Source organism: Microcoleus sp. PH2017_35_SFW_U_B (assembly GCF_020737865.1).
Classification (GTDB): Bacteria; Cyanobacteriota; Cyanobacteriia; order Cyanobacteriales; family Microcoleaceae; genus Microcoleus.
Window position 1 is genome coordinate 40,803 of the sequence record NZ_JAEQDE010000044.1, and the last position, 23,357, is coordinate 64,159.

Annotated in this window: 35 protein-coding genes; 24 read left to right on the top strand and 11 right to left on the bottom strand. The window is 44.2% G+C overall.

The window, feature by feature from the left end; all coding sequences use genetic code 11:
• Positions 1-131 precede the first annotated feature (131 nt).
• Positions 132-311: a hypothetical protein gene (locus tag JGK36_RS12650; protein ID WP_293180428.1), complete on the bottom strand. Its 180-nt coding sequence runs from the start codon at positions 309-311 to the stop codon at positions 132-134.
• A gap of 307 nt (positions 312-618) precedes the next feature.
• Here JGK36_RS12650 and JGK36_RS12655 point away from each other — a divergent pair, with 307 nt between their 5' ends.
• Both JGK36_RS12655 and JGK36_RS12660 read left to right on the top strand, forming a co-directional pair.
• A complete protein-coding gene (locus JGK36_RS12655; protein WP_293180425.1) occupies positions 619-1,878 on the top strand; it encodes a bifunctional 2-polyprenyl-6-hydroxyphenol methylase/3-demethylubiquinol 3-O-methyltransferase UbiG in 1,260 nt (419 codons plus the stop codon).
• 750 nt (positions 1,879-2,628) lie between these two features.
• Complete coding sequence (locus JGK36_RS12660) at positions 2,629-3,444, top strand: class I SAM-dependent methyltransferase (RefSeq protein WP_293180422.1); 816 nt, start codon at positions 2,629-2,631, stop codon at positions 3,442-3,444.
• 178 nt (positions 3,445-3,622) lie between these two features.
• Here JGK36_RS12660 and JGK36_RS12665 read toward each other — a convergent pair whose 3' ends face one another.
• Positions 3,623-4,090 carry a hypothetical protein gene (locus JGK36_RS12665; protein WP_293180419.1) on the bottom strand — a complete coding sequence of 156 codons (468 nt, stop codon included), beginning with the start codon at positions 4,088-4,090 and terminating at the stop codon, positions 3,623-3,625.
• The gene (locus JGK36_RS12670) at positions 4,083-4,307 is read right to left on the bottom strand and encodes a hypothetical protein (protein ID WP_293180416.1); all 225 of its coding nucleotides are present in this window, start codon (positions 4,305-4,307) and stop codon (positions 4,083-4,085) included. The genes JGK36_RS12665 and JGK36_RS12670 overlap by 8 nt, the downstream gene beginning before the upstream one ends.
• A gap of 120 nt (positions 4,308-4,427) precedes the next feature.
• On the opposite strand from JGK36_RS12670, the gene JGK36_RS12675 reads away from it, so the two are divergent.
• Together JGK36_RS12675 and JGK36_RS12680 are read left to right on the top strand one after the other, a co-directional pair.
• Positions 4,428-4,730, top strand: a complete 303-nt coding sequence (locus JGK36_RS12675; protein ID WP_293180413.1) for a helix-turn-helix domain-containing protein — start codon at positions 4,428-4,430, stop codon at positions 4,728-4,730.
• A gap of 73 nt (positions 4,731-4,803) precedes the next feature.
• Positions 4,804-5,394, top strand: coding sequence for a Uma2 family endonuclease (locus tag JGK36_RS12680; RefSeq protein ID WP_293197040.1), 591 nt, complete (start codon positions 4,804-4,806; stop codon positions 5,392-5,394).
• A 32-nt stretch (positions 5,395-5,426) separates the two neighbouring features.
• On the opposite strand, the gene JGK36_RS12685 is transcribed toward JGK36_RS12680, so the two are convergent.
• The 3 genes from JGK36_RS12685 to moaA all read right to left on the bottom strand — a co-directional run bounded on the left by JGK36_RS12685 (position 5,427) and on the right by moaA (position 7,148).
• The gene (locus tag JGK36_RS12685) at positions 5,427-5,723 is read right to left on the bottom strand and encodes an XRE family transcriptional regulator (RefSeq protein ID WP_194061433.1); all 297 of its coding nucleotides are present in this window, start codon (positions 5,721-5,723) and stop codon (positions 5,427-5,429) included.
• Positions 5,720-6,070, bottom strand: a complete 351-nt coding sequence (locus JGK36_RS12690) for a type II toxin-antitoxin system RelE/ParE family toxin (RefSeq protein WP_293190979.1) — start codon at positions 6,068-6,070, stop codon at positions 5,720-5,722. Before JGK36_RS12690 ends, JGK36_RS12685 begins: the two co-directional genes overlap by 4 nt.
• An 88-nt stretch (positions 6,071-6,158) precedes the next feature.
• Positions 6,159-7,148: a GTP 3',8-cyclase MoaA gene (moaA, locus tag JGK36_RS12695; protein WP_293180402.1), complete on the bottom strand. Its 990-nt coding sequence runs from the start codon at positions 7,146-7,148 to the stop codon at positions 6,159-6,161.
• A gap of 297 nt (positions 7,149-7,445) precedes the next feature.
• Here moaA and JGK36_RS12700 point away from each other — a divergent pair, with 297 nt between their 5' ends.
• Positions 7,446-7,898 (top strand): nitrate reductase associated protein, encoded by a 453-nt coding sequence (locus tag JGK36_RS12700; RefSeq protein ID WP_293180399.1) that lies wholly within the window; start codon positions 7,446-7,448, stop codon positions 7,896-7,898.
• An 85-nt stretch (positions 7,899-7,983) separates the two neighbouring features.
• On the opposite strand, the gene JGK36_RS12705 is transcribed toward JGK36_RS12700, so the two are convergent.
• Positions 7,984-9,066, bottom strand: a complete 1,083-nt coding sequence (locus JGK36_RS12705) for a trypsin-like serine protease (RefSeq protein ID WP_293180395.1) — start codon at positions 9,064-9,066, stop codon at positions 7,984-7,986.
• A gap of 171 nt (positions 9,067-9,237) precedes the next feature.
• On the opposite strand from JGK36_RS12705, the gene JGK36_RS12710 reads away from it, so the two are divergent.
• The 11 genes from JGK36_RS12710 (at position 9,238) to JGK36_RS12760 (ending at position 17,286) form a co-directional block, all read left to right on the top strand.
• Positions 9,238-9,465: a hypothetical protein gene (locus JGK36_RS12710; RefSeq protein ID WP_293197041.1), complete on the top strand. Its 228-nt coding sequence runs from the start codon at positions 9,238-9,240 to the stop codon at positions 9,463-9,465.
• A 227-nt stretch (positions 9,466-9,692) separates the two neighbouring features.
• Positions 9,693-10,064: an ATP synthase subunit I gene (locus JGK36_RS12715; RefSeq protein ID WP_293180536.1), complete on the top strand. Its 372-nt coding sequence runs from the start codon at positions 9,693-9,695 to the stop codon at positions 10,062-10,064.
• A 27-nt stretch (positions 10,065-10,091) separates the two neighbouring features.
• Positions 10,092-10,847 carry a F0F1 ATP synthase subunit A gene (atpB, locus tag JGK36_RS12720; protein WP_293154916.1) on the top strand — a complete coding sequence of 252 codons (756 nt, stop codon included), beginning with the start codon at positions 10,092-10,094 and terminating at the stop codon, positions 10,845-10,847.
• 126 nt (positions 10,848-10,973) lie between these two features.
• Positions 10,974-11,219, top strand: coding sequence for an ATP synthase F0 subunit C (gene atpE, locus JGK36_RS12725; RefSeq protein WP_193972048.1), 246 nt, complete (start codon positions 10,974-10,976; stop codon positions 11,217-11,219).
• A gap of 27 nt (positions 11,220-11,246) precedes the next feature.
• Positions 11,247-11,714: a F0F1 ATP synthase subunit B' gene (locus JGK36_RS12730; protein ID WP_293180392.1), complete on the top strand. Its 468-nt coding sequence runs from the start codon at positions 11,247-11,249 to the stop codon at positions 11,712-11,714.
• An 87-nt stretch (positions 11,715-11,801) separates the two neighbouring features.
• The gene (locus JGK36_RS12735; protein ID WP_293180389.1) at positions 11,802-12,329 is read left to right on the top strand and encodes a F0F1 ATP synthase subunit B; all 528 of its coding nucleotides are present in this window, start codon (positions 11,802-11,804) and stop codon (positions 12,327-12,329) included.
• A gap of 3 nt (positions 12,330-12,332) precedes the next feature.
• The gene (gene atpH, locus JGK36_RS12740) at positions 12,333-12,878 is read left to right on the top strand and encodes an ATP synthase F1 subunit delta (protein ID WP_293180386.1); all 546 of its coding nucleotides are present in this window, start codon (positions 12,333-12,335) and stop codon (positions 12,876-12,878) included.
• 313 nt (positions 12,879-13,191) lie between these two features.
• Entirely contained in the window at positions 13,192-14,709 is a 1,518-nt protein-coding gene (gene atpA / locus JGK36_RS12745; RefSeq protein WP_293180383.1) for a F0F1 ATP synthase subunit alpha, read from the top strand.
• A 303-nt stretch (positions 14,710-15,012) separates the two neighbouring features.
• Complete coding sequence (locus JGK36_RS12750; protein WP_293180380.1) at positions 15,013-15,963, top strand: F0F1 ATP synthase subunit gamma; 951 nt, start codon at positions 15,013-15,015, stop codon at positions 15,961-15,963.
• A gap of 292 nt (positions 15,964-16,255) precedes the next feature.
• The gene (locus JGK36_RS12755) at positions 16,256-16,669 is read left to right on the top strand and encodes a hypothetical protein (protein WP_293197042.1); all 414 of its coding nucleotides are present in this window, start codon (positions 16,256-16,258) and stop codon (positions 16,667-16,669) included.
• Between the two features lie 44 nt (positions 16,670-16,713).
• Positions 16,714-17,286: a hypothetical protein gene (locus JGK36_RS12760; protein ID WP_293197043.1), complete on the top strand. Its 573-nt coding sequence runs from the start codon at positions 16,714-16,716 to the stop codon at positions 17,284-17,286.
• Between the two features lie 32 nt (positions 17,287-17,318).
• Here the strand turns inward: JGK36_RS12760 and JGK36_RS12765 are convergent, their stop codons facing one another.
• Positions 17,319-17,897, bottom strand: coding sequence for a Uma2 family endonuclease (locus JGK36_RS12765; RefSeq protein ID WP_366516567.1), 579 nt, complete (start codon positions 17,895-17,897; stop codon positions 17,319-17,321).
• 241 nt (positions 17,898-18,138) lie between these two features.
• Here JGK36_RS12765 and JGK36_RS12770 point away from each other — a divergent pair, with 241 nt between their 5' ends.
• From JGK36_RS12770 to JGK36_RS12780, 3 genes are all read left to right on the top strand, one after another.
• On the top strand, positions 18,139-18,324 hold the full coding sequence (locus JGK36_RS12770) for a hypothetical protein (protein WP_293197044.1): 186 nt from the start codon (positions 18,139-18,141) through the stop codon (positions 18,322-18,324).
• 75 nt (positions 18,325-18,399) lie between these two features.
• The gene (locus JGK36_RS12775; RefSeq protein ID WP_293180368.1) at positions 18,400-18,603 is read left to right on the top strand and encodes a hypothetical protein; all 204 of its coding nucleotides are present in this window, start codon (positions 18,400-18,402) and stop codon (positions 18,601-18,603) included.
• A gap of 16 nt (positions 18,604-18,619) precedes the next feature.
• On the top strand, positions 18,620-18,994 hold the full coding sequence (locus JGK36_RS12780; RefSeq protein WP_293197045.1) for a hypothetical protein: 375 nt from the start codon (positions 18,620-18,622) through the stop codon (positions 18,992-18,994).
• Between the two features lie 64 nt (positions 18,995-19,058).
• Here JGK36_RS12780 and JGK36_RS12785 read toward each other — a convergent pair whose 3' ends face one another.
• The 3 genes from JGK36_RS12785 to JGK36_RS12795 are packed head-to-tail and all read right to left on the bottom strand — an operon-like array spanning position 19,059 to position 19,811.
• Entirely contained in the window at positions 19,059-19,271 is a 213-nt protein-coding gene (locus tag JGK36_RS12785) for a helix-turn-helix transcriptional regulator (RefSeq protein ID WP_106149042.1), read from the bottom strand.
• Positions 19,272-19,327: 56 nt separating this feature from the next.
• Positions 19,328-19,540 (bottom strand): helix-turn-helix transcriptional regulator, encoded by a 213-nt coding sequence (locus JGK36_RS12790; protein WP_293154889.1) that lies wholly within the window; start codon positions 19,538-19,540, stop codon positions 19,328-19,330.
• A gap of 58 nt (positions 19,541-19,598) precedes the next feature.
• Positions 19,599-19,811 (bottom strand): helix-turn-helix transcriptional regulator, encoded by a 213-nt coding sequence (locus JGK36_RS12795; RefSeq protein WP_106149040.1) that lies wholly within the window; start codon positions 19,809-19,811, stop codon positions 19,599-19,601.
• Between the two features lie 157 nt (positions 19,812-19,968).
• Here JGK36_RS12795 and JGK36_RS12800 point away from each other — a divergent pair, with 157 nt between their 5' ends.
• The 5 genes from JGK36_RS12800 (at position 19,969) to JGK36_RS12820 (ending at position 23,296) form a co-directional block, all read left to right on the top strand.
• Positions 19,969-20,412, top strand: coding sequence for a hypothetical protein (locus tag JGK36_RS12800; RefSeq protein ID WP_293180362.1), 444 nt, complete (start codon positions 19,969-19,971; stop codon positions 20,410-20,412).
• Between the two features lie 540 nt (positions 20,413-20,952).
• Positions 20,953-22,125, top strand: coding sequence for a hypothetical protein (locus JGK36_RS12805; RefSeq protein ID WP_293180360.1), 1,173 nt, complete (start codon positions 20,953-20,955; stop codon positions 22,123-22,125).
• A 345-nt stretch (positions 22,126-22,470) separates the two neighbouring features.
• Complete coding sequence (locus tag JGK36_RS12810) at positions 22,471-22,737, top strand: MafI family immunity protein (RefSeq protein WP_293180357.1); 267 nt, start codon at positions 22,471-22,473, stop codon at positions 22,735-22,737.
• Between the two features lie 62 nt (positions 22,738-22,799).
• On the top strand, positions 22,800-23,099 hold the full coding sequence (locus JGK36_RS12815; protein ID WP_293180354.1) for a BrnT family toxin: 300 nt from the start codon (positions 22,800-22,802) through the stop codon (positions 23,097-23,099).
• Entirely contained in the window at positions 23,096-23,296 is a 201-nt protein-coding gene (locus JGK36_RS12820; protein ID WP_106333270.1) for a hypothetical protein, read from the top strand. The genes JGK36_RS12815 and JGK36_RS12820 overlap by 4 nt, the downstream gene beginning before the upstream one ends.
• Positions 23,297-23,357 lie beyond the last annotated feature (61 nt).

The window sequence follows — 23,357 nt, forward strand, 5'->3', positions numbered from 1 at the left end:
CTCCCTATCTAAATCGTTGCAGCATTTACCCAGACTAACCTTGCCTTCTCATGCAGGTAAAATTAGGTATTTTTGCTTTGTTTACTTTTTGCCTTGACCTATCACGAGGTTAGGGCGCTTACTTTCTTAGATTAAAATGTTTTGGTTTCATCTTTCGTCCTGCCGGGAAATGTCCGACCCGAAGACACCGACGGGGCACTCCCTCCGCGCTTGCTTCGCCCGTACATTCCTGGAAAAAATACAAAGGCAGGATAGCTGACTCCTGCGACGATCGCAGCAAGAGCCGTGAATTCAGGAAAAAGAAAATCCAAAATTTTCTTCTGCCTTTTTCTGGGCTTTTTACTTTCTGCCGAAAGACGCCGCTGCCTTACCCGAAAGCTCAGCATTGGGTGATGGACAGTCCTCGTTTGTTAAAAAGCCTGCCGAGATTTATTGTATAGATTTAAGAGAGCTTATATGAGAAAAAATGATAAGTTTTATTACGCGGAAGCTGTCAGTAGGCAGTTGGTAGGGGCGGTGCCAAGAGTGCCCGCCCTCAGTTGTCAGTAGGCAGTTGTCAGCCGTCAGTCCAATCCCATCCCGAAGCCCAACTCAACACTTAAAACTCTTCCCTAATCTATGGAAACTTCGCCTGATATCAGTGCTGCCGTGCGTCGGCTTTACGATACTTTTCCTTTCCCGCCCGATCCTTTGTCGGACGAACCACCACCGGGATACAACTGGCGCTGGAGTTGGCCGGATGCTTACAATTTTTGCACTGGCCAAAAGCCGCCAAAACTGGATGTTCGGATTTTGGATGCTGGCTGCGGCACGGGTTCGAGTACGGATTATCTGATTCACTTGAATCCTGAAGCGTCGGTAACAGCGATCGACCTTAGTTCCGGTGCTTTGAAGGTAGCACAAGAACGTTGTAGGCGATCGGGCGCGCGAGAAGCAGATTTTCGGCACCTCAGCCTGTACGATGCCGATCGACTCGAAGGCGAGTTCGATTTGATCAATTGCGTGGGCGTGTTGCATCATTTGCCCGATCCGATTCGTGGCATTCAAGCACTGGCGGCGAAGTTAGCTCCTGGTGGCTTGATGCACATTTTTGTGTATGCTGAATTGGGCCGCTGGGAAATTCAATTGATGCAAAGGGCGATCGCACTTCTCCAAGGAACTCAAAAAGGCGACTATCCCGATGGTGTGAAAGTCGGCCGTGAAATCTTTGCTTCGCTACCAGAAACCAACCGCCTTGTCAAGTACGAAAAACAGCGTTGGGCGGGAGAAAATCTGCGAGACGAATGTTTTGCCGATATGTACGTTCACCCGCAGGAAATTGACTACAACATCGAGACTTTGTTCGAGTTAATTGACGCTTCTGGATTAGAATTTATCGGTTTCTCAAATCCGGGATATTGGCAGTTAGAAAGACTTTTGGGCAAAGCACCGGAATTGATAGAAAGAGCTCAGGGTTTGACGGAACGGGAGCTTTATCGATTAATTGAATTGTTGGATACGGAAATCACTCATTACGAGTTTTTCTTGGGCAAAAAGCCTGTTAATAAAATTGATTGGTCGGATGATAAAGCACTTTTGGCGGCAATTCCAGAGTTGAGCGTTTGTATGCACGGTTGGCCGAGTCAACAAGTGTTTGATTGCAACTACCAATTGCTCAATTTGTCAAGTGCTGAATTTGAGTTTTTGCAAGGTTGTTTACCCCCCCCAGCCCCCCCTTGCCAAGGGGGGGAGAAAGAGGGAAGCCCTTACCAAGGGGGGGAGAAAGAGGGAAGCCCGTCTGGCAAAAGCATAGGGGAGATTTTGGCGGATGTTGAGGTGGGATTGGATGAAGTGCGATCGATCTTATCAAAACAGCTTATTTTGCTAACACCGAATTAATAGCGCTTTTTAATTATTTGAACGAACCGCGAAGACGCGAAGAGCGCGAAGCAAGAACTGCATCTTCTTCTTTCTCTTCCTTCGTGTCCTTCGTGTCTTCGCGGTTCATTTCATCTTACTCCATTAAAGAATCCAGTTAAGTCGTAGGGTGCGTCAGCTTGGATAATTTCCGCTAAAAATTGACAATTTCCGAACTGACACACCGTTAAGTCGTAGGGTGCGTCAGCTTGGATAATTTCCGCTAAAAATCGACAATTTCCGAACTGACGCACCTCACTAATTTCAGTTATTAACTTCAGGTAATATCCAAGATAAAATAGTACAATTTCTCAAATATATTGTCGTCCAAAAAATGTTATCGTTTTTAACGATTATGTGAGGTATGTCACTCAGAGATGGTCGCTATTTTCTTAGAAATTTTCGACGGCGACGCACCCTACAGCTACTAAGAAACGAAAATTAAATAACTTACACTCTTAAAAGTGGGATGGGCGGGACGCCCATCCCACAATAATTAAAATTGTAAGTTATTTAATTCTCATTCCTAAAATAAGTTATGCTAGAATTGGTTTACTAAGCTGTTCTGTATTTAAAATGTATGTCAAGAAATAATCAAAGTATTGTGGGACGTTGCTCTGAGCAGCGTCCCGAATATGCAATTTAAATGCGCGACAGCTTATCAGAATGTGACAACATATATTAAATCCTGAAAACAGAATCAAGTCTTGAAAATAAGGAGCAGTTTAATCAATGCTTAACAAACAAGAGACGATCGCCAAAATAGAAAATGTTTTTAATGCAGCATCCGATCGCTTTGACGCTCCAGCTTTATCTTTCTGGAATCGCTTTGGACAGCAAACAATCGATCGACTCTCGCTGCGTCCGGGCGATCGCATTTTGGATGTTTGTTGCGGAAGTGGCGCTTCTGCGATTCCAGCAGGCATATGTGCAGGCGCTAACGGACAAGTGTTGGGAATAGATTTGGCCGAATCACTTCTAGCACTGGCACGTCACAAGTCACAACAACAAGGGCTTGAAAATATTGAGTTTCGATATGGCGATTTTGAAAATCTAGGTTTCCCCAGCGCCAGTTTTGATGCAATTGTTTGTGTTTTCGGGATTTTCTTTGTTCCAGATATGCTAGCAGCAGTTCAAGAACTTTGGCGTATGCTTCGCCCAGGCGGGAAACTCGCAATTACCTCTTGGGGGGAAAAGGTATTTGAACCTGCCAATCAAATGTTTTGGAGTACAATTGAGGCTGAACGACCAGATTTATATCGGAAATTTACGCCGTGGGATCGGATTAATAATTCTGCTTCGCTGCAAGCACTACTAGAATCAGGTGGTGCAACAAACGTAAAAGTTTTTGAAGAAGTTGGCACTCACCAACTGACTTCTCCAGAGGATTGGTGGACAATAGTTTTAGGTGCAGGATTCCGGGGTACGATCGACCAACTCGATCCAGCTACCAGGGAACGCGTGCGACAAGTAAATCTGCAATTTCTGCGGACAAATGAAGTTTCTGCACTAGATGTAAATGTTTTGTATGCTGTAGCGCAGAAATAATGTATCTACTGTTAGTTAGCACCATCAGGTGCGTAGCGATCGCCCGACATACCGAATCGCCAATCCCAAATTGAAAATCAATCATCGCCCTTCAGTTAGATTGGTTGGTGGAAGGGCGAGATTCCTTGACTGAAATTGGTCAATCAAAGAGTGAGCGATCGCTCTTCTATTTACCTAACTATACTTCAGCAGGTTGCCGATCTTTTTGAGATTCTAACCAAGTTTCGTAGGCTACCCTGTCTCCACCGAAACTATCTATCGACACCTCGCGATCGGGCATTGGTTTGAGCTGTGAGCCGATCGGATTGTAGCGACAATAGCAGATAACTACCATGCCGAATTCGCTCGAACTACCTTCAGTGCCGAATTCGCTCGAACTACCTTCAGTATCAGAGGTGTAGGTTTCCACTCTCGCAACTTCCCAATCTCCGGTTTTGTAATGGGTACTCCAACCGTGGAAATTTGGTTCGTGTTCGGCTTCAACCCTGACAAACTCAGTTGGCCTGTATCCTGGTTGCGGGATCGGGCGATCGGACGAATCAAAGTATTCAGCAAGAATGCGAGTCAGAGAATGAGTGTGAGATAGCATTCTATCTTCCCATCCCGGTTGCCGCCCTTCGGCTCTAAAAACAATGTATTTACGCATCGTCGTCATCTTCCTGTTCGTGAAACGGCTGAGGAAATTCTGTCTTACCCTCGAACACGCAATCGGCCCTCAAGGTGTCACCCTGAAGTTTTTCTATCCTCTTGAGTGTCCATCCATATTTAGCCTCCATTTCGTAGCAGCATTCATCATCGGCGGCTGCGTGACGGGAAATATCCTCATCTGGGTCATAACGCAACCAAGTTGGTTTTTTTGGCATTATTGATATTACTCCGAGTGTTGAGTTGACAACATTGGGGGAATCGCTTTGGTGTAGTGATTCGAGCACTGCGCCAAGGCGTACCCGATATGATAGAGTTATTTCGGAGAATACGTCAATATGACGCGCCAATATTTGACGAAAAAAGATACAAGACCACAAGAGAGCGCATCGCCGATCGAGGCTTTGAGAATTGAGCGAACAAAGCTATCTCAGGCTGAATTTGCCGTGCATTGCGGGATTCCGCTGCGTACTTACCAGCGTTGGATTTCGGGTGAAACGGAAGCAAAACCAACACCCCGTCAGTGGAAACTGATGATGCGCCTATTGCAGATTCAATCTTTTGATGAGGTTCCTGATGATTTTGGCCCGATTAATTTGACAGGAAATGAAGATACGGAAAATAGCTCAATTTTACCTTGAGTTAGAATCGAATAATGTCACAATTATACTTAAGCATGGCCTTAAAAACTTTAGCAATCCTGGAAGGCAAAAGATGATACAAGTCCACCAGTCAAAACTTACCTTTGAAGAATACCTCGCCTACGAGGACGACACCGACAACCGCTATGAACTAATTAACGGAGACTTAGTAACATTGCCGCCAGAATCCGAACCCAACAACGCCATTGTCAGCTATCTGTTTTTAGTGCTTGTTAATACTGGCATCCCTTGGCGGTGTATCAAACTTCACCTGTGCGAAATCCAAGTTCCGATCCTGCGGGAGGGCGACGCAGCTAACCGCTACCCCGACTTAGTGGTTTTGCGCCCCGAACACATCTTGCTGACAGCAACCAGGCTAACCATCACCCAAACTATGCCGCCTCCTCAGTTGGTTGTCGAGGTTGTTAGTCCAGGTAGAGTTGGGCGCGATCGCGATTACATTAGTAAACGAGCTCAATATGCAGCGCGGGGTATCCCTGAATATTGGATTGTTGACCCTCAAGAGGAGATAGTAGCGGTACTACGACTAGAATCAGGTGAGTATGTCGAAGTTGGGGTTTTTCAAGGGGAACAAGCGCTGATATCGCCGGCTTTTCCGCAGTTGAACTTGACGGCTGGACAAGTTTTGGGAGGAGAGTTTTAGTTGTAGAATGCGCCAAATTGCATAATTTTCACCTAAGCTACCTTGGGGCAAATTTCGACTTTGACAGTCATACCTACTTTATTGAGCATTGCAATCAGACTGTCAACGGAAAACTGCCCTATTTTACCTTGAGTTAGAGCTTTGATTCGATCGTTGGACTGTTGGAGATGTTGAGCCGTTTGATCGAGAGTCCAACCGCGCTCTTTAATCTGATGAGTCAGGGCGAGAATTAGTTGCGATCGGATTAGTAAGTTATCAGCTTCTTCAGATGAGAATCCGAGATCTAGAAAAATATTATCGGCTGCTTGGGTAATAGTATTTTCGCTCATTGTTCCGGTTCTCTTGAGTTTAAACGATTTTGTAACAACTCTTGGTAGCGTTTCTGCCCAACTTCGATATTTTTCTGGGCTGTTTTCTGAGTTTTCTTTTGGAAGGCGTGGAGCACATAAATAGCTTCTTCAAATCTAGCAATATAGAAAACCCGATAGGCATTTTCTGTCCGAATCCGAATTTCTTCAACGCCTTTACCTACGATCGACATCGGTTTAAAGTCTGGTGGTTGTATGCCCTGCTGGAGAGTCCAAAGTGAAAAACCGGCTTCTTTTCGGGCCTCTTCAGGAAGAGATTGGATTTCTTCGCGGGCAGGGCCAACCCACCGAATCGGCTTGATGGTCATCGAGTTTGTTGAGAATCGAATACTGTGACAATTATACTCAAGTATTGCCTTAAGTATTTTATTTCTTCAGCGCTCTATGTCGGTTAGTTCAGCCGCCGATTTGAGACATTGTGCGGCTGTAATTTCCTTGAGTAGTTCCCGAATCTCGCTGCTTGAAATTAATCTCCGGTTTAATCTCCAATATCTGCTGCACTCGATCGCGCAATTCAACCGTAGACACCCCATTCCGCAGAGCAGTTTTTAAGTCAATTTGCCCCGTTTCGTTCAGCAGACAAGGCCGCAGCCACCCGTCAGCCGACAAACGCATCCGATTGCACCGATCGCAAAAACACTCCGACATCTGACTGATAAATCCTAAAGTCCCCTTCGCCCCCGGAATTTGAAACACATCCGCCGGCCCATTTCCCCGCACTCCCGACTCGGCTAAACCATATTTATCGCTAATTTGTTGCCGCAATTCTGCCGATGCTACCCAACCTTTATCGCCAAATAAATCGCCATTGCCGATCGGCATAAACTCAATAAATCGAACGTGCCAATTCCGGTTAATAGTTAATTCTGCCAACTCCAATATTTCGCCATCATTCACACCGGGAATCACCACCACATTCAGTTTCAGCGGATCGAATCCAGCTTCATAAGCCGCTTGAATTCCCTGCCAAACTTGCATCCAGCGCGATCGTCCCCGACTACCAATTATCCGATCAAAAGTCTCCGGTTCCAGGGAATCCAAACTAATATTAATCCGGCGCAAACCAGCACTGTAGAGATTTTCCGCCATTCCCGCCAACAAAAAGCCGTTAGTTGTCATTGACAAATCTCGTGTTTCGGGCAAAGATGCGATCGACCCAACCAACTCCACCACCCCAGGGCGCAGCAGCGGTTCCCCACCAGTCAACCGAAACTTAGTAAATCCCACAGGTATGAAAACTTCCCGCAGCAAAGTTAGCAATTCCGAGTGAGTTAGCAACTGCTGCTGCAACACATAGTCCAACTCGCTACCTTCCGGCATACAATAGAGACAGCGGAAATTGCAGCGGTCTATCAAACTAATCCGAAGGTAGTCTACGGGATTCATGTCAATGATTTGTAATATTATTTAATTATAAATGCGGACTCGATTTTCTGCAATTATTGATAGAAAGCAAAAGGGTGCATCTCAATTTGGGAAGGGCGAAGCATTCCGGTAGTCAATCTCTGGCGATAGCTAATAAATCGTCTGCCGGAATGCTTCGCCCCTACGAAGATATTTGCAAAAATGAGATGCACCCAAGAAGCAAAAAAACGACATCGATTTCTCCCTCATCTCTTACTCTGCGCTCTCTGCGCCCTCTGCGGTTAATAAAAAAAATCTAATTTGCAAATCCATATATCTATGACATTTTTTAAATTTGAAGCTGACTTTGTAGAAGCCCTGCGCTGCATCCCAATGCAAGTACGCCTCAAGTTAGATACTTGCGGCATCAAACTCAAGTTGCAAGATTGGAATCATTTTACTCAAGCAGAACGCCAAACACTTGTAGAGCTTCCTTGTGTGACAAGTGCAGAAATTCAAGATTACCGAGAACAGCTAAACCAAATATTAATCCAACATACTGGAAAATGCGGAACCGATTTGGCGATCGACCAAAATCCCCCGTGGATGGATGCTGCAACCATACCAGAATCCGTCACAGCAAAAGCGCAAGAGCTCGGATTGACTGTTACCGATGCCCAGTGGAGCGGTTTGCAGCCGCTACAGCGGTTTGCTTTAATCAAACTTAGTCGATCGAGCCACGAGAATAAAAACTTTCTCCCCGCTGTTCGAGAATTTCACCTCGTTGCATGAGAAGCCGGAATTATTGAATAAGTCCGGCTTCTAGCAGGTTCTAGCCGCGGATTTTACGTTTAACTGCGTCCACCTACTCCTAGCTTCAAGCTTGTTTTTGAGCTAACTTTTGGCGGCGGCGGGCTAAAATAAAACCCCCCAAGGAAAGCAATCCGCCGACTACTGTTGTCGGTTCCGGTACTGCTTCGGAGTTGTCCCAAGTATCCTGTACTATTTCCAGTGGTTGTGACAAGTCGCCGATACTGTCGGATTGATCGATTACGAGCTCCGCGAGAGTAGTTGGGCCAAAGTTTGAGCTAGTTCTAGGTAAGCTATTGAGCACTCCTGTTCCAGCTAATCCGCTGATGGCATTCCGAATCCAGTTGTATTGCGACGAGACGCGAGTAGTAGCAGAAATATCGCCGTAGTCAGCCAACCTCTGGTTGTTCTGGCTGGTAATAAAAGAGTTGACACCGGCCAGGAGTCCGCCGATGAACAGTGCTCCACCGCTATCGCCCCGGGCTAATTGGTATTCTAGGTTGAGAGGGCGAGTCAATGGCTGTGAGGGATCGACCGATCGAGGATCGTCGAAATCTGACACGAGTATTCCGTTGGAATAACCTAATCGACTACCCAGGCCGATCGTATTCTGACCAGCTCGTTTTGTTTTGTATGTTCCTACATTTTCGCCACTTAAGCCATTGCCTGTATTTCCGAACCCGACGTAGCTGCCGACTTGCAAATCTTCGTTAGTACCGGAGTACAGGGTGGCCGGATTAATGTTCGAGATTGAACTGCTGAGCCGATACAAGCCTATGTCAGCGCCTGCACTCGCGTTCCGGTTGCTACTGGCCCATCCTCCGTTCTGAAGTCCCAAATTGATTGAATAGCTGCGCCCGCCAATTGAAAAACCTGCACCAGCAAGACTTTGTTGACCGTTTTCAAAACAGTGCGCTGCGGTTAGTACCCAGTTGGCACTGATCAGGGTTCCCGAACAAAGGGTGAACGTGTTGTTAGCAAATCTCATGTCGAGGCGGCCGACGCTGGCAAATTGGTTTTGGTTGGCGAAGTTTATGTACTGGGCGTCGGATCGATCGTGCCGAATCGTACCGGCGATCGCGCTGCCACTGAAACCTGCTGCTGCCACAAAGGCTGTTAGCGTTGATGTAATTAGGTTTTGAGTTTTCACAGTAAGCACCGAGATCGATGTTAAATTTGTTGTTCTATTGACCTATCTGGTGCAAAACTCGATTTTTATGCAAAATGTTGGGCTTTGTTACAAATCTTTATATTCGCCAAAAAGCTCCCGTTTTTTTATACTAAGTAAGAAAGATTTTGTGCGCTTCAGGCGATATAAAGTGTGAGTTGGTGCGATCGGGCGGTGGGAGATGTAGAATTATGTCGATCGACCAAAAAGATTTCCGAGTCGCTCGACAACGACAACATGATAAATATTCAGAGAATCTCCGGCTGTCTGCATAAAACCCTTCTAGCTTCTGGTTTCGGAAAGGTTCGGCACGCTTACCTGGGTTCGGTAACTCAGCCAGACTTTTCTCAGAAACCAATCAAAAAATTCATTTTTTTTTAAGTTATGTTACCTGCGCGTGGTATTATTCGATCTGAAGTGTACGAGCTGTAGCTTTTGTCACACTTGTCGCTACAAGACGGTTTCAACCGAATTAATTGTAGTGGGAGTCAACTAACACCGACTGCTTTAAAAGTCAAGTAACCTTGTCAGATCAATCTCGCGCATCCATCGCTGAAACGGGGGACATCTCTCAGACAGGTTCGTCCGAACCGGAGTCCACCGACACTATGCAAGATTTCTACAAACTTCAACAACAGTTGTTTGTGGTCACTCTCGCTTTCACGGGAATAATTTTTATCTCGGTGTGGATTTTTTATTCACTCAACATTGCCCTAAATTATATGCTTGGGGCGATCGCCGGTGTGGTTTACTTGAGAATGTTGGCTAAAGACGTTGAACGCATCGGCCCGCAAAAAACGAGTCTGAGCAAAAATAGGTTAGCTGTATTTATTGGGTTGATTGTAGTATCAACTCAGTTGAAAGAGCTACAGATTTTGCCCATATTTTTGGGATTTCTGACGTATAAGGGCGCGATCGTCTTTTATATGCTGCAAAGCCTGTTTGTTACCGACCCTGCCAATGGGTCAGGCAGTCGGTGAACCCTCCACTGTGTGAACTTCTTGTGAATGGAAATGCTAAATGTCTTAAATGCCTTTAATGCTTTTCCCCTCGCTGAGTTGGAAGTAGGAAAGCATTTCTACTGGCACATAGGCAGTCTCAAAGTTCACGGACAGGTATTTATTACCTCCTGGATTGTGATTGCTCTCCTCCTGATAGCTTCCCTCGCGGCAACTCGCAATGTGCAGAGAATTCCGAGCGGAATGCAAAATTTCATGGAGTACGCCTTAGAATTCGTTCGAGACTTGGCTAGAAATCAACTCGGCGAGAAAGAGTACCGTCCTTGGCTGCCATTTATTGGCACATTGTTCCTGTTTATTTTTGTATCGAATTGGTCGGGCGCTTTAGTTCCTTGGAAGCTAATTAAGTTGCCAGCGGGCGAACTAGCTGCTCCGACTAATGACATCAACACGACGGTAGCACTCGCATTGCTGACTTCTTTGGCATATTTTTATGCAGGTTTCAGTAAGCGGGGTTTGGGTTACTTTAGTAAGTACATCGAACCGACCCCAATTTTGTTACCGATCGCGATTTTAGAAGATTTCACCAAACCTCTTTCCCTGAGCTTCCGTTTATTTGGTAACATCTTAGCGGATGAATTAGTGGTGGCGGTGTTGGTGTTATTAGTTCCCCTGTTCGTACCTTTGCCCGTAATGATGTTGGGTCTGTTTACCAGTGCGATTCAAGCTTTGGTATTTGCCACCTTGGCAGGAGCTTACATTCACGAAGCATTGGAAGGACACGGCGACGAACATCACGATTAACTCTCTAAAATTGGGTAAAGGCGAATAGCGAACAGTCAAAAGCCAGCGGTCTAATGACTAATGACTAATGACCAATTACCCAACATCTCTCTTGAACTCTGTACACAAAGATTAAGGAAATTTATCATGAATCCGACAATTGCTGCTGCTTCTGTTATCGCCGCCGGTCTAGCTATTGGTTTAGGCGCGATTGGACCTGGTATCGGTCAAGGTAATGCCGCAGGTCAAGCAGTAGAAGGTATTGCGCGTCAGCCGGAAGCAGAAGGCAAAATTCGCGGCACTCTCCTGCTGAGCTTAGCATTCATGGAATCCTTGACCATCTACGGTCTCGTTATTGCATTGGTGCTGCTGTTTGCTAATCCCTTCGCTTAATATTGAAGGATTGCAAAAAAGGGGCGGATGTCTTTCCGCCCCAAAAACAAGGAGGAACTAAAAGTGTTTGATTTTGATGCAACTTTGCCATTTATGGCATTGCAGTTCCTAGTTTTGACGGTAGTCCTCAATGCGGTTTTCTATAAGCCCATGACTAAGGTTCTGGACGATCGGGACGAATACATTCGTACCACTCAAGTGTCAGCTCAGGAACGCTTGGCAAAAGCCCAGAAATTAGCGCAGGAATACGACCAAAAACTGGGAGAAACTCGCAAACAGTCTCAGGCAGTAATTGCTACGGCTCAAGCGGATGCCAAAAAAATCGCGTCGGCAAAAGTAGCTGAGGCTCAAAAAGAAGCTCAAGTTTCGCGAGAAAAGGCAGGCCAAGAAATTGAGCAGCAAAAACAAGAGGCAATGCGCTCGCTAGAACTAGAGGTAGATACTCTGAGCCGACAAATTCTTGAAAAGCTATTGGGCACAGCACTGGCCAAATAGCTCGATCGAACAGTTTTAGATTTTGGGTGAATTCTCAAATCTTAAATCGGTTCATCCAACCTGCACGCGCAATTATGGAAGAGAATCATGGGGACTGTTTTATTGCTAGCCACAGAAGCTAGCACAGAAGGTGGTTTCGGTTTAAATTTCGATATTTTAGAAACCAACCTGATTAACCTGAGCATTGTTATTGGATTGCTGTTTTACTTCGGGCGCGGCTTCTTAGGAAATATCCTAGGCGAAAGACGCTCCGCCATTGAAGAGGCGATTAAAGATGCAGAAACTCGCCAAAAAGATGCAGCGGCAGCTTTAGCAGAACAACAGCAAAAATTGACTCAGGCTCAAGCAGAAGCGGAACGAATTCGCTCCGCTGCTGAAGCAAATGCGATCGTAGCAAAAGAAGCAATTCTAGCTCAAGCGGCGCAGGAAGTTGAACGCATGAAAGCAACAGCAGGTCAAGAGTTGGAAGCGGAGCGGGAAAGAGCGATCGCCCAACTGAGATCGACGGTTGTATCTTTGGCATTAGCAAAAGTGGAAGGTGAGTTGAAAACTCGCTTGGACGACAACGCCCAAAACCACTTAATCGATCGCAGCATTGCGTTACTGGGAGGCTAAAAAGTGAGTATCGTTAGCACAGCAGTCTTACAGCCTTACTCATCTGCCTTGATGTCACTGGCTCAGTCCAGCAATCTCTCAGAAAAGTTCGGCGAAGACATTCGTTCTTTGCTTAGCCTGCTAGAAGGTTCGGAAGAATTACGTCAATTTTTAGCCAATCCGCTGATCAAAGCGGATACTAAAAAAGCTGTAATTAAGCAAATAGCGGGTGAAGAAATGAGCCCCTTGATGCACAACTTTCTGAAGCTTTTAGTAGACAAAGGAAGAATTCTTTTTTTAGAAGGGATTGGCCAACAATACTTGGCAAAGCTCCGAGAACTCAACCAAACAGTATTGGCTGAAGTTACATCGGCAGTCCCACTTTCAGACGCTCAACAGCAGACTGTTCGCGAGAAAGTGCAGGCGATGACCAGCGCTCGTAGCGTAGAAATTGAAACAAAAATAGACGCAGATTTAATCGGCGGTGTGGTAATTAAAGTAGGCTCTCAAGTAATTGATGCTAGCCTGCGGGGACAATTGCGCCGTCTCGGAATTCGCTTGAGTTCCTGATTTAAGGAAGAAGGAAGAAGGAAGAAGGAAGAAAGAATAAGGGAAGAATTAAACAGGAGGCAGAAATCAATGAATTTCTGTTTTTGAGTTGTTAGTCCCAAATACTTACTGCCAAATCTCAATTCTTTCTTGCCAAAAACATCCACCCGCCCAAAAATGGGTACAAGCACTAGACTTAAAGTCGTGGAAAGATCAAAATTTTAGACTAAGAGTTCAAACTCCCAGATTCAATGCTGCGAGTAAATCTAAAATCTAAAATCTAAAATCTAAAATCGACTGACCGACAACTGACAACTGACAAATAATAACTGACATGGCAGCAATCAGACCTGACGAAATTAGCAGCATTATTCGCCAGCAAATTGAACAGTACGACCAAGATGTAAAAGTCTCTAACGTCGGTACTGTTTTGCAAGTAGGCGACGGCATTGCCCGGATTTATGGCTTGGATAAGGCTATGTCCGGCGAATTGCTAGAATTTGCCGACGGCACCGTGGGTATTGCACTGAACCTCGAACAAGATAACGTGGGTGCAGTGTTGATGGGCCAAGGCCTAGGCATTCAAGAAGGTTCGGCAGTTACTGCTACTGGCAGAATTGCTGAAGTCCCCGTTGGTGAAGCAATGTTGGGCCGCGTAGTTGATGCTTTGGCCCGTCCAATCGACGGTAAAGGCGAAATCAAAACTACTGAGTCTCGCTTGATTGAATCTCCGGCACCTGGTATCGTTTCTCGCCGTTCTGTTTACGAACCGATGCAAACAGGGATTACCGCTATTGATGCGATGATTCCTGTGGGAAGAGGACAGCGGGAATTGATTATTGGAGACCGCCAAACAGGTAAAACTGCGATCGCGATCGACACAATCATCAACCAAAAATCGGAAGATGTAATTTGCGTGTATGTGGCGATCGGTCAAAAAGCTTCTACCGTAGCTAACATCGTCAACGTCCTGCAAGAAAAGGGCGCGATGGCCTACACAATCGTCGTAGCAGCCAACGCTAGCGACCCCGCAACCCTGCAATATTTGGCACCTTACACAGGCGCCAGCTTAGCTGAGTATTTCATGTACAAAGGCAAGCACACTTTGGTCATTTATGATGACCTTTCCAAGCAAGCACAGGCCTACCGCCAAATGTCCTTGTTGCTACGCCGTCCTCCCGGTCGCGAAGCATATCCTGGAGACGTTTTCTATCTGCACTCTCGCTTGCTAGAACGCGCTGCTAAATTAAGCGATGAATTGGGCGAAGGCAGCATGACAGCTTTGCCAATCATTGAAACCCAAGCAGGCGACGTTTCTGCTTACATTCCAACCAACGTAATTTCGATTACCGACGGTCAAATCTTCCTTTCTTCTGACTTGTTCAACTCTGGTTTGCGTCCAGCAGTAAACCCCGGTATTTCGGTATCGCGGGTAGGTTCTGCGGCTCAAACTAAGGCAATGAAAAAAGTAGCCGGTAAGGTGAAATTGGAATTGGCGCAGTTTGAAGAACTGGCAGCATTTTCTCAGTTTGCTTCTGACTTGGATAAGGCTACTCAAAATCAATTGGCCCGCGGTCAACGCTTGCGGGAACTGTTGAAACAGGCGCAAAGTTCTCCTCTGCCGATGAACGAACAAGTTGCTGTAATCTATGCCGGTATTAACGGCTACATGGATGACATCGATGTAGACAAAGTAACCAAGTTTACTCTTGGTTTGCGCGACTATTTGCGGACTAGCAAGCCGAAGTACGGCGAAATCGTTCAAGGCGGTAAGGCTTTGACTGATGAAGCTGAGAAGCTGCTGAAAGAAGGCATCACAGAATACAAGCAAACTTTCTTGGTTTCTGCGTAATTAGTCCTGCCGTCATCAGTGATTAGTCATTAGTTAAGTCGCAGATCCCCCTTAGGCGTGTTTTAAACCCGGAGATCCCCCCTAGCCCCCCTTAATAAGGGGGGGACAAGATCGTTCAAAGTCCCCCTTCTTAAGGGGGATTTAGGGGGATCGAGACTTTGAGAAAAACGATAGAGACATCTGGTTTCAGTCTGAAAATTGATACCAATAGAAAATGCCGTGTCTCTACCGTAGCTAAACTTAAAAACTGATGGCTGGGAACTAAGAACTCAGAAATAAAAGCTAAGGAAAAAGGAGAAAGTTATGGCAAATCTGAAAACTATTCGCGATCGCATTAAGTCGGTCAAGAACACTAAAAAGATTACAGAAGCAATGCGCTTGGTGGCTGCTGCTAAGGTGCGCCGCGCTCAAGAACAGGTGACTGCTACTCGTCCTTTTGCCGATCGCTTGGCAGAAGTATTATACGGTTTGGCAGAACGCTTGAAGTTTGAAAGCCAGGATTTACCGCTGCTGAAAAAACGCGAAGTCAGAACAGTGGGAATTTTGGTTGTTTCGGGCGATCGGGGTTTGTGCGGTGGCTACAACGGTAACATCATTAGATACGCCGAAAATCGCGCTAAGGAAATCAAAGCTGAAGGCTTAAACTACAAATTCGTGTTAGTAGGACGCAAAGCTACTCAGTATTTCCAACGTCGCGAACAGCCGATCGATGCTACTTACACTAACTTAGAACAAATCCCAACAGCACCGGAAGCAGCGCTAATTGCTGACGAATTGCTGTCTTTGTTCCTGTCGGGAACTGTGGACAGAGTTGAGCTAATTTACACCAAGTTTGTGTCACTAATTAGTTCGCGTCCAGTAATTCAAACCTTGTTACCCCTCGATCCTCAAGGTTTGGAAACTCCAGATGATGAAATCTTCCGCTTGACATCGCAAGGCGGACAGTTTCAAGTATCGCGGGAGAAAGTTGGTACACCTATGAAGAGTTTGCCACGCGACATGATTTTCGAGCAAGATCCGGCGCAAATTCTGGAGGCACTTTTGCCTTTGTATTTGAACAACCAATTGCTGCGGGCTTTGCAAGAATCTGCTGCTAGCGAGTTGGCTGCACGGATGACGGCGATGAATAATGCTAGTGAGAATGCTAGCGATTTGATCCGTAGTTTGACGTTGACTTATAACAAGGCGCGGCAAGCGGCAATTACCCAGGAAATTCTGGAAGTTTCCGGCGGTGCTGAAGCCTTAAACGGTTAAGTTAGGGTTGACAATTTGTAGATTTTATGGTATGCGTCTGGGGGAACTCAGGCGCTATTTTTTTAGTAAATATAGGAACAAATTGGACGATCGGGACTTACACAGCCTCTATAATATAATGCTTTATAATTAAAGTAGGGTGCGTCGCTGTGACTATTTTGGCTATTGACAACGATTCAATAGCGACGCACCGGGATAATCTCCCGGAAGTCACGACGACGATCGCGAGCGGGGACAGCACTGCACTGGTAAAAATTATGATTCCGATGCCAGCTTCCACAATATTACTCAGATGAGTTTCGCACAGCTAGATGAATATTTAAATCAAGAATTTTCGCCGGATAATTGGTCAGATCATGCTGTTATATATGCTATTGAACAAGTGCAAAAACTTACACCTGCTGATTGGGAAGAACTGAAATCTTGTTGGTGTAATCGTTCCCAAGAATGGCAATTGCGCTGTGCCGAAATTATTTCCGATGCTGACTCTCAACAAGCAATTCCGTTGTTGCTAGAAATGCTTGAGATACCGGATGATGAGCTTACTCTCACGGCGGCAGATTCTTTAAGGTCGATAGATGCAGCCAAAGAAAATTTAGATCTGAGTCTTGATGTTTTAAAACGCTTGCAAACTCTTTCTCAAAACAGTCCGATCGCTCAAATTATTGTTAATGAACTGCTAAAAAAATTGCCAGTCAGATTGTGAATGCAAATATAAACTGCTAGTTCATGCCGATCGCCCATTTGATTATGACTCAATTTCCCCCGAAAATATCGATCGATCGCCTCCTCGAACAAAATCCTGAATCCGTACTGGCTTGGGTCAAAAATACATTTTCGGCTCAAACCACCGCACCGCAAGACTTTAACTGGCTGTTGTTAGCTGATGTTTCCTCTGCGAAGGCTCGAAAAGGTGAAAATAATGCGGGTTTATTCGATCGCACTTGGGCAGAAGTAGCAACTACAATTTACGATCGACTAGCGGAAGTGGCGGAACAGAAAAAACCGGGTAGTGGGGAGTCTGTGAAGATTTCTTCAATGATGTTGCGGGCTGGGGCGATCGCAAAATACGGAATAGTTCCCAACGATTCAGTTCTGGATGTAAACTTAATTCTACAGTGGTTTTGGGATAACATCAAAGATTCGCGGGAAGATGTGGAACAAAAGGCTGCTAATTGGAAAACGCTTCCTATTGAAGAAATTCGAGAGTTAAGACAGCTTAAAACTCGGTTAAAAGTTATCGCAGCACTCGCGAATAGCGATAAATATGTTTTGGATGAGGAACTCAAAGCTTGGCTTTCGTTACCAGAGAAACTGCCGTAACGAAACCTTATTATAGGATATTTGGCAATAACTTATCTGTTCATTAGTTGAGAAACATGGATGGTAAGATCGGGAAAAGCCAGGGGTTCAATGGTTCCAGATTGAAAAGTATTTCGCTGCTGGTAAAAATCGCCTTCCGGGAAGCGGAATACGATTAATAGTCGATCGCGCAAGTTAACAACCCAATATTCTGGAATGCCTGCTGCTGCGTAAATCTTGCTTTTTTCCTCTAAGTCTTTAGTCAAACTAGAATCAGAATATTCAATTAGCCAAAAAATATTCTCTGGATAGGGGTGATGCTGTAGGTAGACATCGTTTAGGAGTTGGACAACGGCAATATCTGGTTCTGGTTCCGAGTTATTTGGCAGAGTAATTGGTCTGGCTTCGCGGATTTGTGCTCTGGTGGATAATGCGACTCGCAATTGATTGGCAAAACGATCGCTAAAATAAGTATGCGCCGTTCCCTCCGGTACCATTTCGACTATTACTCCATTTAGTAATTCAACTTGGCGATCGTCCAAAATACCTGTTTCGATCATCCGATGGTAGTGGTCTATTGTCCATTTTGCGGTACTTAATGTCATTGCGATCGCTCCTGGCTTCTCGCTCACTATGATTGACTTTGCCTGAATTAATCTATTTTAGGCGATCGATAGTTTGTACATGGCGCGCGCGATCCTCTGGCGCGCGCGAGATTCGCGCCGACACCAGAGCAACTCAGGTCGCTTGCACTATTGCATTAGTATGCAGTATAGCATATAGTTGCTTTAATGCGCTTGTATGCAAAACGCTGGTTTTTGGACAAACTTCATAAAATGTCAAAATATATATGTTGTGAAGCCTTGAGCCTGTATGGATGAAAACAAGACTGTGGCTATTAGAGTAGAAATGCCACCCGATCTGCGGAACCGATTTAAGTCAGCCGTCGCTAGGGAGGGTAAAAATATGAGGGATGTTTTGCTTGAATTTATGGAGGAATACGTCAATCAAGCTGAGCAACCCAAAATAACAGCCAGTCAAAACCCAAACAACACATAGCTGCTGCGTGCAGAAGTGGAGCGATCGCATACAGGGCAAAACATTGTAGTTTTTAAACTGTAAGGGAATTGTGAAGTGAGGAGCGATCGCCTACCGAACCCAAAACCAGAAAACGTCCACTATGTCACAAACCCCGAACTCTGTGAAAAGATGGGCGAAAAATACAACTGGCGGTTAAAAGAAATCCGAGTCAGCCGCAACAGCCCTCCTGATGTGGCCTGCGTGTTTGATGGAGAACAAACCTCGTTTCAGGATACATGGCAAGATTACCAAGATTAAAGCAAAGGGAGGAAAGATGGCAAAAAAAATCTGGATTGTCTATAAAGCCGAAACCATGAGTGCTCCCGGTTGGGAAGAACGCCAGCTTATGCCGAGGGGCGGTTTAACTGATATTCTGTGGGAAAACTGGAGTTGGGAAGAAAACCCAATTCTTCCCCAGCCTGGAGACAGAACCCGCGACTACGACAATCTCTCTGACTCCGGTAATGGAGTAACTCACGGGAAAGATGGAGATTGGATAGTTACTAGCGTTCACCAGTTTTCTTCCTTTGATACTGACTTGCGAATTGTGCTGTGCTACTGTTCTTTCCAACCGATTACTTCTGATTGGGAAGCCCTGCAACGAGGTGAGTCTGTGAATCAGATGTTGGCAACTGTCGAGCAATATTGAGTTGATTAAAGTCCGATCGCGTCTGGAGTAATTCAGACGCTTTGTTTGAATGTAAATATGCCTTTTATTCCTGCACAATTTCCACCAAATCTTCGATCATCACATCAAAGGTGCGGGCCAATTTGTGTATGGAAATGAAGTCAATAGTTGACACCCCCGGACAGCGGGCGTAGTGTCTGACGGTGCTGTAGATGACTCCCGATCGCTCTGAAACCTCTTTTAGTGTCCAACCTTTCTCAGCAGCGAATTCTCTGACTTTTAGTCTGACTAAACCCATACTTGACAAATGATGGTGTACCATCATAAGATATTTTTATTCCAAAAGGCGATCGGCTAATCTTGGACAATCTCATACAAATCTTCGACCATCACATCAAAAGTCCTCGCCAATTTGTCCAAGGCTGTCACATCAATTGTTGCTAATCCGGGCGATCGGGCATAGGTTCTGAGCGTACTGTAGACTACGCCCGATCGCTCTGAAACCTCTTTGATCGTCCAGCCTTTCTCAGCAGCAAATTCTTTAACCCGCAATCTAATTAAGCCCATAAGCTATTGAAACCTGACTAATATCAGTCACATAACTATACTACAAAAGGCGATCGACCTACTCTTTGACAACCTCAACCAAATCTTCCACCATCACGTCAAAAGTACGTGCCAACTTGAGCAGACAAGTAAAATCAACCATTGCCATTCCTGGAGAACGCGAATAGGTGCTGAGGGTGCTGTAGTTGACTCCCGATCGGTCAGAAACCTCTTTGATCGTCCAGCCTTTCTCACCAGCAAATTCTCTAACCCGCAATCTAATTAAACCCATTGACAGACCACTAGATTTAGTATATTATAATTATATCGTAAAAAGCGATCGCCCCAACGTCTGCAAAACTTAAAGACGATCGCCTATCAAAGTTCAAATCCCATCAAGTGGGATTTATCAACCATTTACAATTCCCATTAAGTGGGATGTATCAACTATGTTAGCAAGCTTTCGACCAAAATCAACCCCCAGACACAGATTGAGCCGGTTTGTTACCAAAGAGGCGATCGCGCGGCTGCTGAAAATCAAGGTAGAACAAATATATCGCTTCGAGTGCTGGGCGCACATCCTCTACGTGCACGCCCAAGGGATGAGTCGGTTTGTGAGTTATGCCGACTTTCCGCCGGTGGTGGGAGTGGAATCGCCGTCGGGTTTAGATTTTGGTTATTGGAAGCGCCGGATGGCGAGTCTGAAGGAGAGATACGCGCCGGATTTTTGGGTGGATTTCTATGGGGATAAATTTCGGGAGGCGGTTTCTGTTGTTGAATTGTTGGAGTGGGGAGAGTTGGTTGGGGTGGTTAAATTGATGTTGGGGGCGATCGGGCTGGAGTCGCTGCGAAAGGTTTACGCACAGGAGAAATATCTGCTGGAACATTTCTAAAATATGACTAAAACACGGGTGATTAGAAACCGGGTTTTTTTACTAAAATACTGCACGCCCAGCCTTTAACTAAGTGAAAAACCCGGTTTCTTTGCTGTGCGTAACTCCCATAAACTCTAGTCCCTGCTGTAGGGGCGGTGCCCCCGTGCCCGCCCGAAAGATCAGGGCAACCACGGGGGGATTGCCCCTACAGGAATTACTCGCCACAAATATTCAAAAAATTGGTTCAAGCTCAACAGCAACAGTTATAATTTCTCAATGTGCTTCCCTCTCTATCCCTTGTTAAGCCCATGAGTAACCTTTCAAATATCCAACCAGCAGAGGGCGATCGCGGGAATTATCAGCTAAGTCGGCTCAGTCTGCGGCTATGCCTTTGATGGGGTTCCCGCCGTCGGAGTCGAAGTCGGCTTTGATTGAGTTGGCTGATTATGTTTTTAGTCAACTTTATTAGGTGCGATCGCGCAGTTTTAGGGAAGATAATCAAATTGTGGTTTACATCTTGCCTGAAAGTTTTTTATTAATTAATTGGATGTATTTACAATGAGTGTTATTAAAAGATTTGTAATTTTGGAAGACCGTCAAAAAAGCTTGGAAACGACAATAGATTTTTTATTGAATTGTCAAGAATACTCTTGGGATAAAATTTATCTATTTTCTGCTTTTGTTACTAATCATGGGGTGGAGCAAGTAAAAAAAATTCTTCTACACCCTTATTTAAATGAAAATACGGAAGTTGTGATTGCGATCGGAAAAAAAGATAATTTTAATGACCCTAGTGATATTCAAAATTTATTGAAATTTATCGACAAAGAATCAACAAAGATTAAAACTAAGTCTGTTCGTTTTATATGTCCCACAAATAACTTTCATATCAAAGCCTATTGTTTTTTAGGCCGTCGTGTTAGAGACAATGAAGAAATAGTTATAGACCATGAAAAAATAGGTTTTTCTATCATAGGGTCATCTAATCTAACTCGGCTAGGTCTTGAATGTGAGGGAGAATTATGTATTAGTATCCACAACTTAAATTTAACAAACCAATTGATTAATTTTAAAAAAAATAAATATGATGAATCGCCTGAGTGGGAGCAAGAAATTATCGAGTATGAAATAAAATATAATGAAAAACACTTTCGTAAAGATCAAGCACTGATAACCAGCACACCACAAAATGGTGGTAAATTCCTTAAACTAGGTGTCACTGATGATATTGCTATTATTGACCAGGGAACTAATCTCGTTAATGGTAGGGAGAATACAGGTTGGTTCCGCTCGATTCAAACTATAGATGAAGAGAAAAATGATGTTCCTAAAAATTCTTTATGCCTCTTATTTTCCACAGAAAACAAGATATTCCAAATTGGTGAAATCATGTCTCACAGTTCCGATCAAACAGAAGGATGTTTTGTAACATATACAGTAAATGTAACTTATAAACTTTCTGATGATATTCGTGACATCCTTGCGAATGAAAAGTATAAAATAATATCTAATCCAGAGGATATGGAGAAATTACCGTATGACGCTCTAAAGGATTTTGAAAACGAAGTTAAGGAATATCAGGAATATCAGAAAATGCTCGACGATCCGAAATATCAAAAATGGATAAAAAAAGGTAAGAATAAGATGCAATCAGAAATTGAGAGAATATCAAAAATTGATGATATCAGCTTAATAAAGAAAGAGCTAGAATTACTCCGTCAATTCATTTAATGTGCCATCATTGTGTTCTCAATACCAACTTAATTTTACAATGGTTATGGGATAAAATCTTCGTCTTTACCCGCCATAATGGTAAGATCAGGCTTCTTGCCAAAGTGCCATTAATTGTCAGAAAATCAAAGAGAATTTATTGTTTCAGAGTTTATACTTATCTTAAGTCTTTGCTAAAAGTTTAAGTAACTTCTTTGCTGGTAAGCCTGTAAGATGGCATATTGAAGGAACTAGAGATAGTGTTAGTATTAGGGTAATAGTAGAACCTGATGGGAGATGAATCATTACAGCCTTCCCTACTAACCTACCCAAAAATCCCTAGAAATATTGTCAGGAGCAAAACAAATGTTTGACTATAAAATTGTGGAAAGTAAACTCAATGAAGTCATTAACATCGTGAAACTGCAACTGTCAGATAATCAAATAGAATTTTTGGTTTCAGATATTCAGGCTGGTGAGTGGAATTTGGCGTTAGAGACTTTGTGCGATATTCTCATTGAAGAAGAACTTCCCATAGATTTAAATGGTTATGAACTTTTGCAAGAAGTAGGGGATATGTTGAACATGGAACGGGAAACTTGGGAGATGCTAAAAGTCCAAGTAGCTCCTTAGTACATAAATTACGAATTTATGTTATAATTTGATTCCACATTGATTTACCATAATAGATTTCCTTGGATTATAACTTTGATTGGAATCCAGCCAAAGAAAAGCAAAATATTCGCAAGCATCAATTAAATTTTCGTTTGGCATCAACTGTTTTTCGCGATAGTTCTCAATTAACAATCTATGATGAAGAACACAGTCAAGATGAAGATAGATGGATTACCATAGGCTTAGATGAAACAGGAAATTTAAGGGTAGTTGTTCATACCTTTGAACAAACCGATCGCACTTCTTGCATAATTCGGCTCATTTCAGCCCGCAAAGCTAATTTTACTGAAACCCAAGCTTATCAAGAGAGGAAATTATGAAATCAGAGTATGATTTTTCTCCAGCAGAACAAGGCAAGTTTTACCATCCTGATGCTACTTTTCATTATCCCATTTATCTCGAACCAGATGTCGAGGAATTTGTGACTAAAATTGCCGAGCATAAAAAGATTGAGGTGCAAGTTTTGGTCAATGAATGGCTGAGAAATAACATTAAACTAATTCAAAGTATTGAGTAGGTTAGAAACCGGGTTTCTTAGTCAACTCTAGGTGAGTCTGCCTTAATCATAACAGAAACCG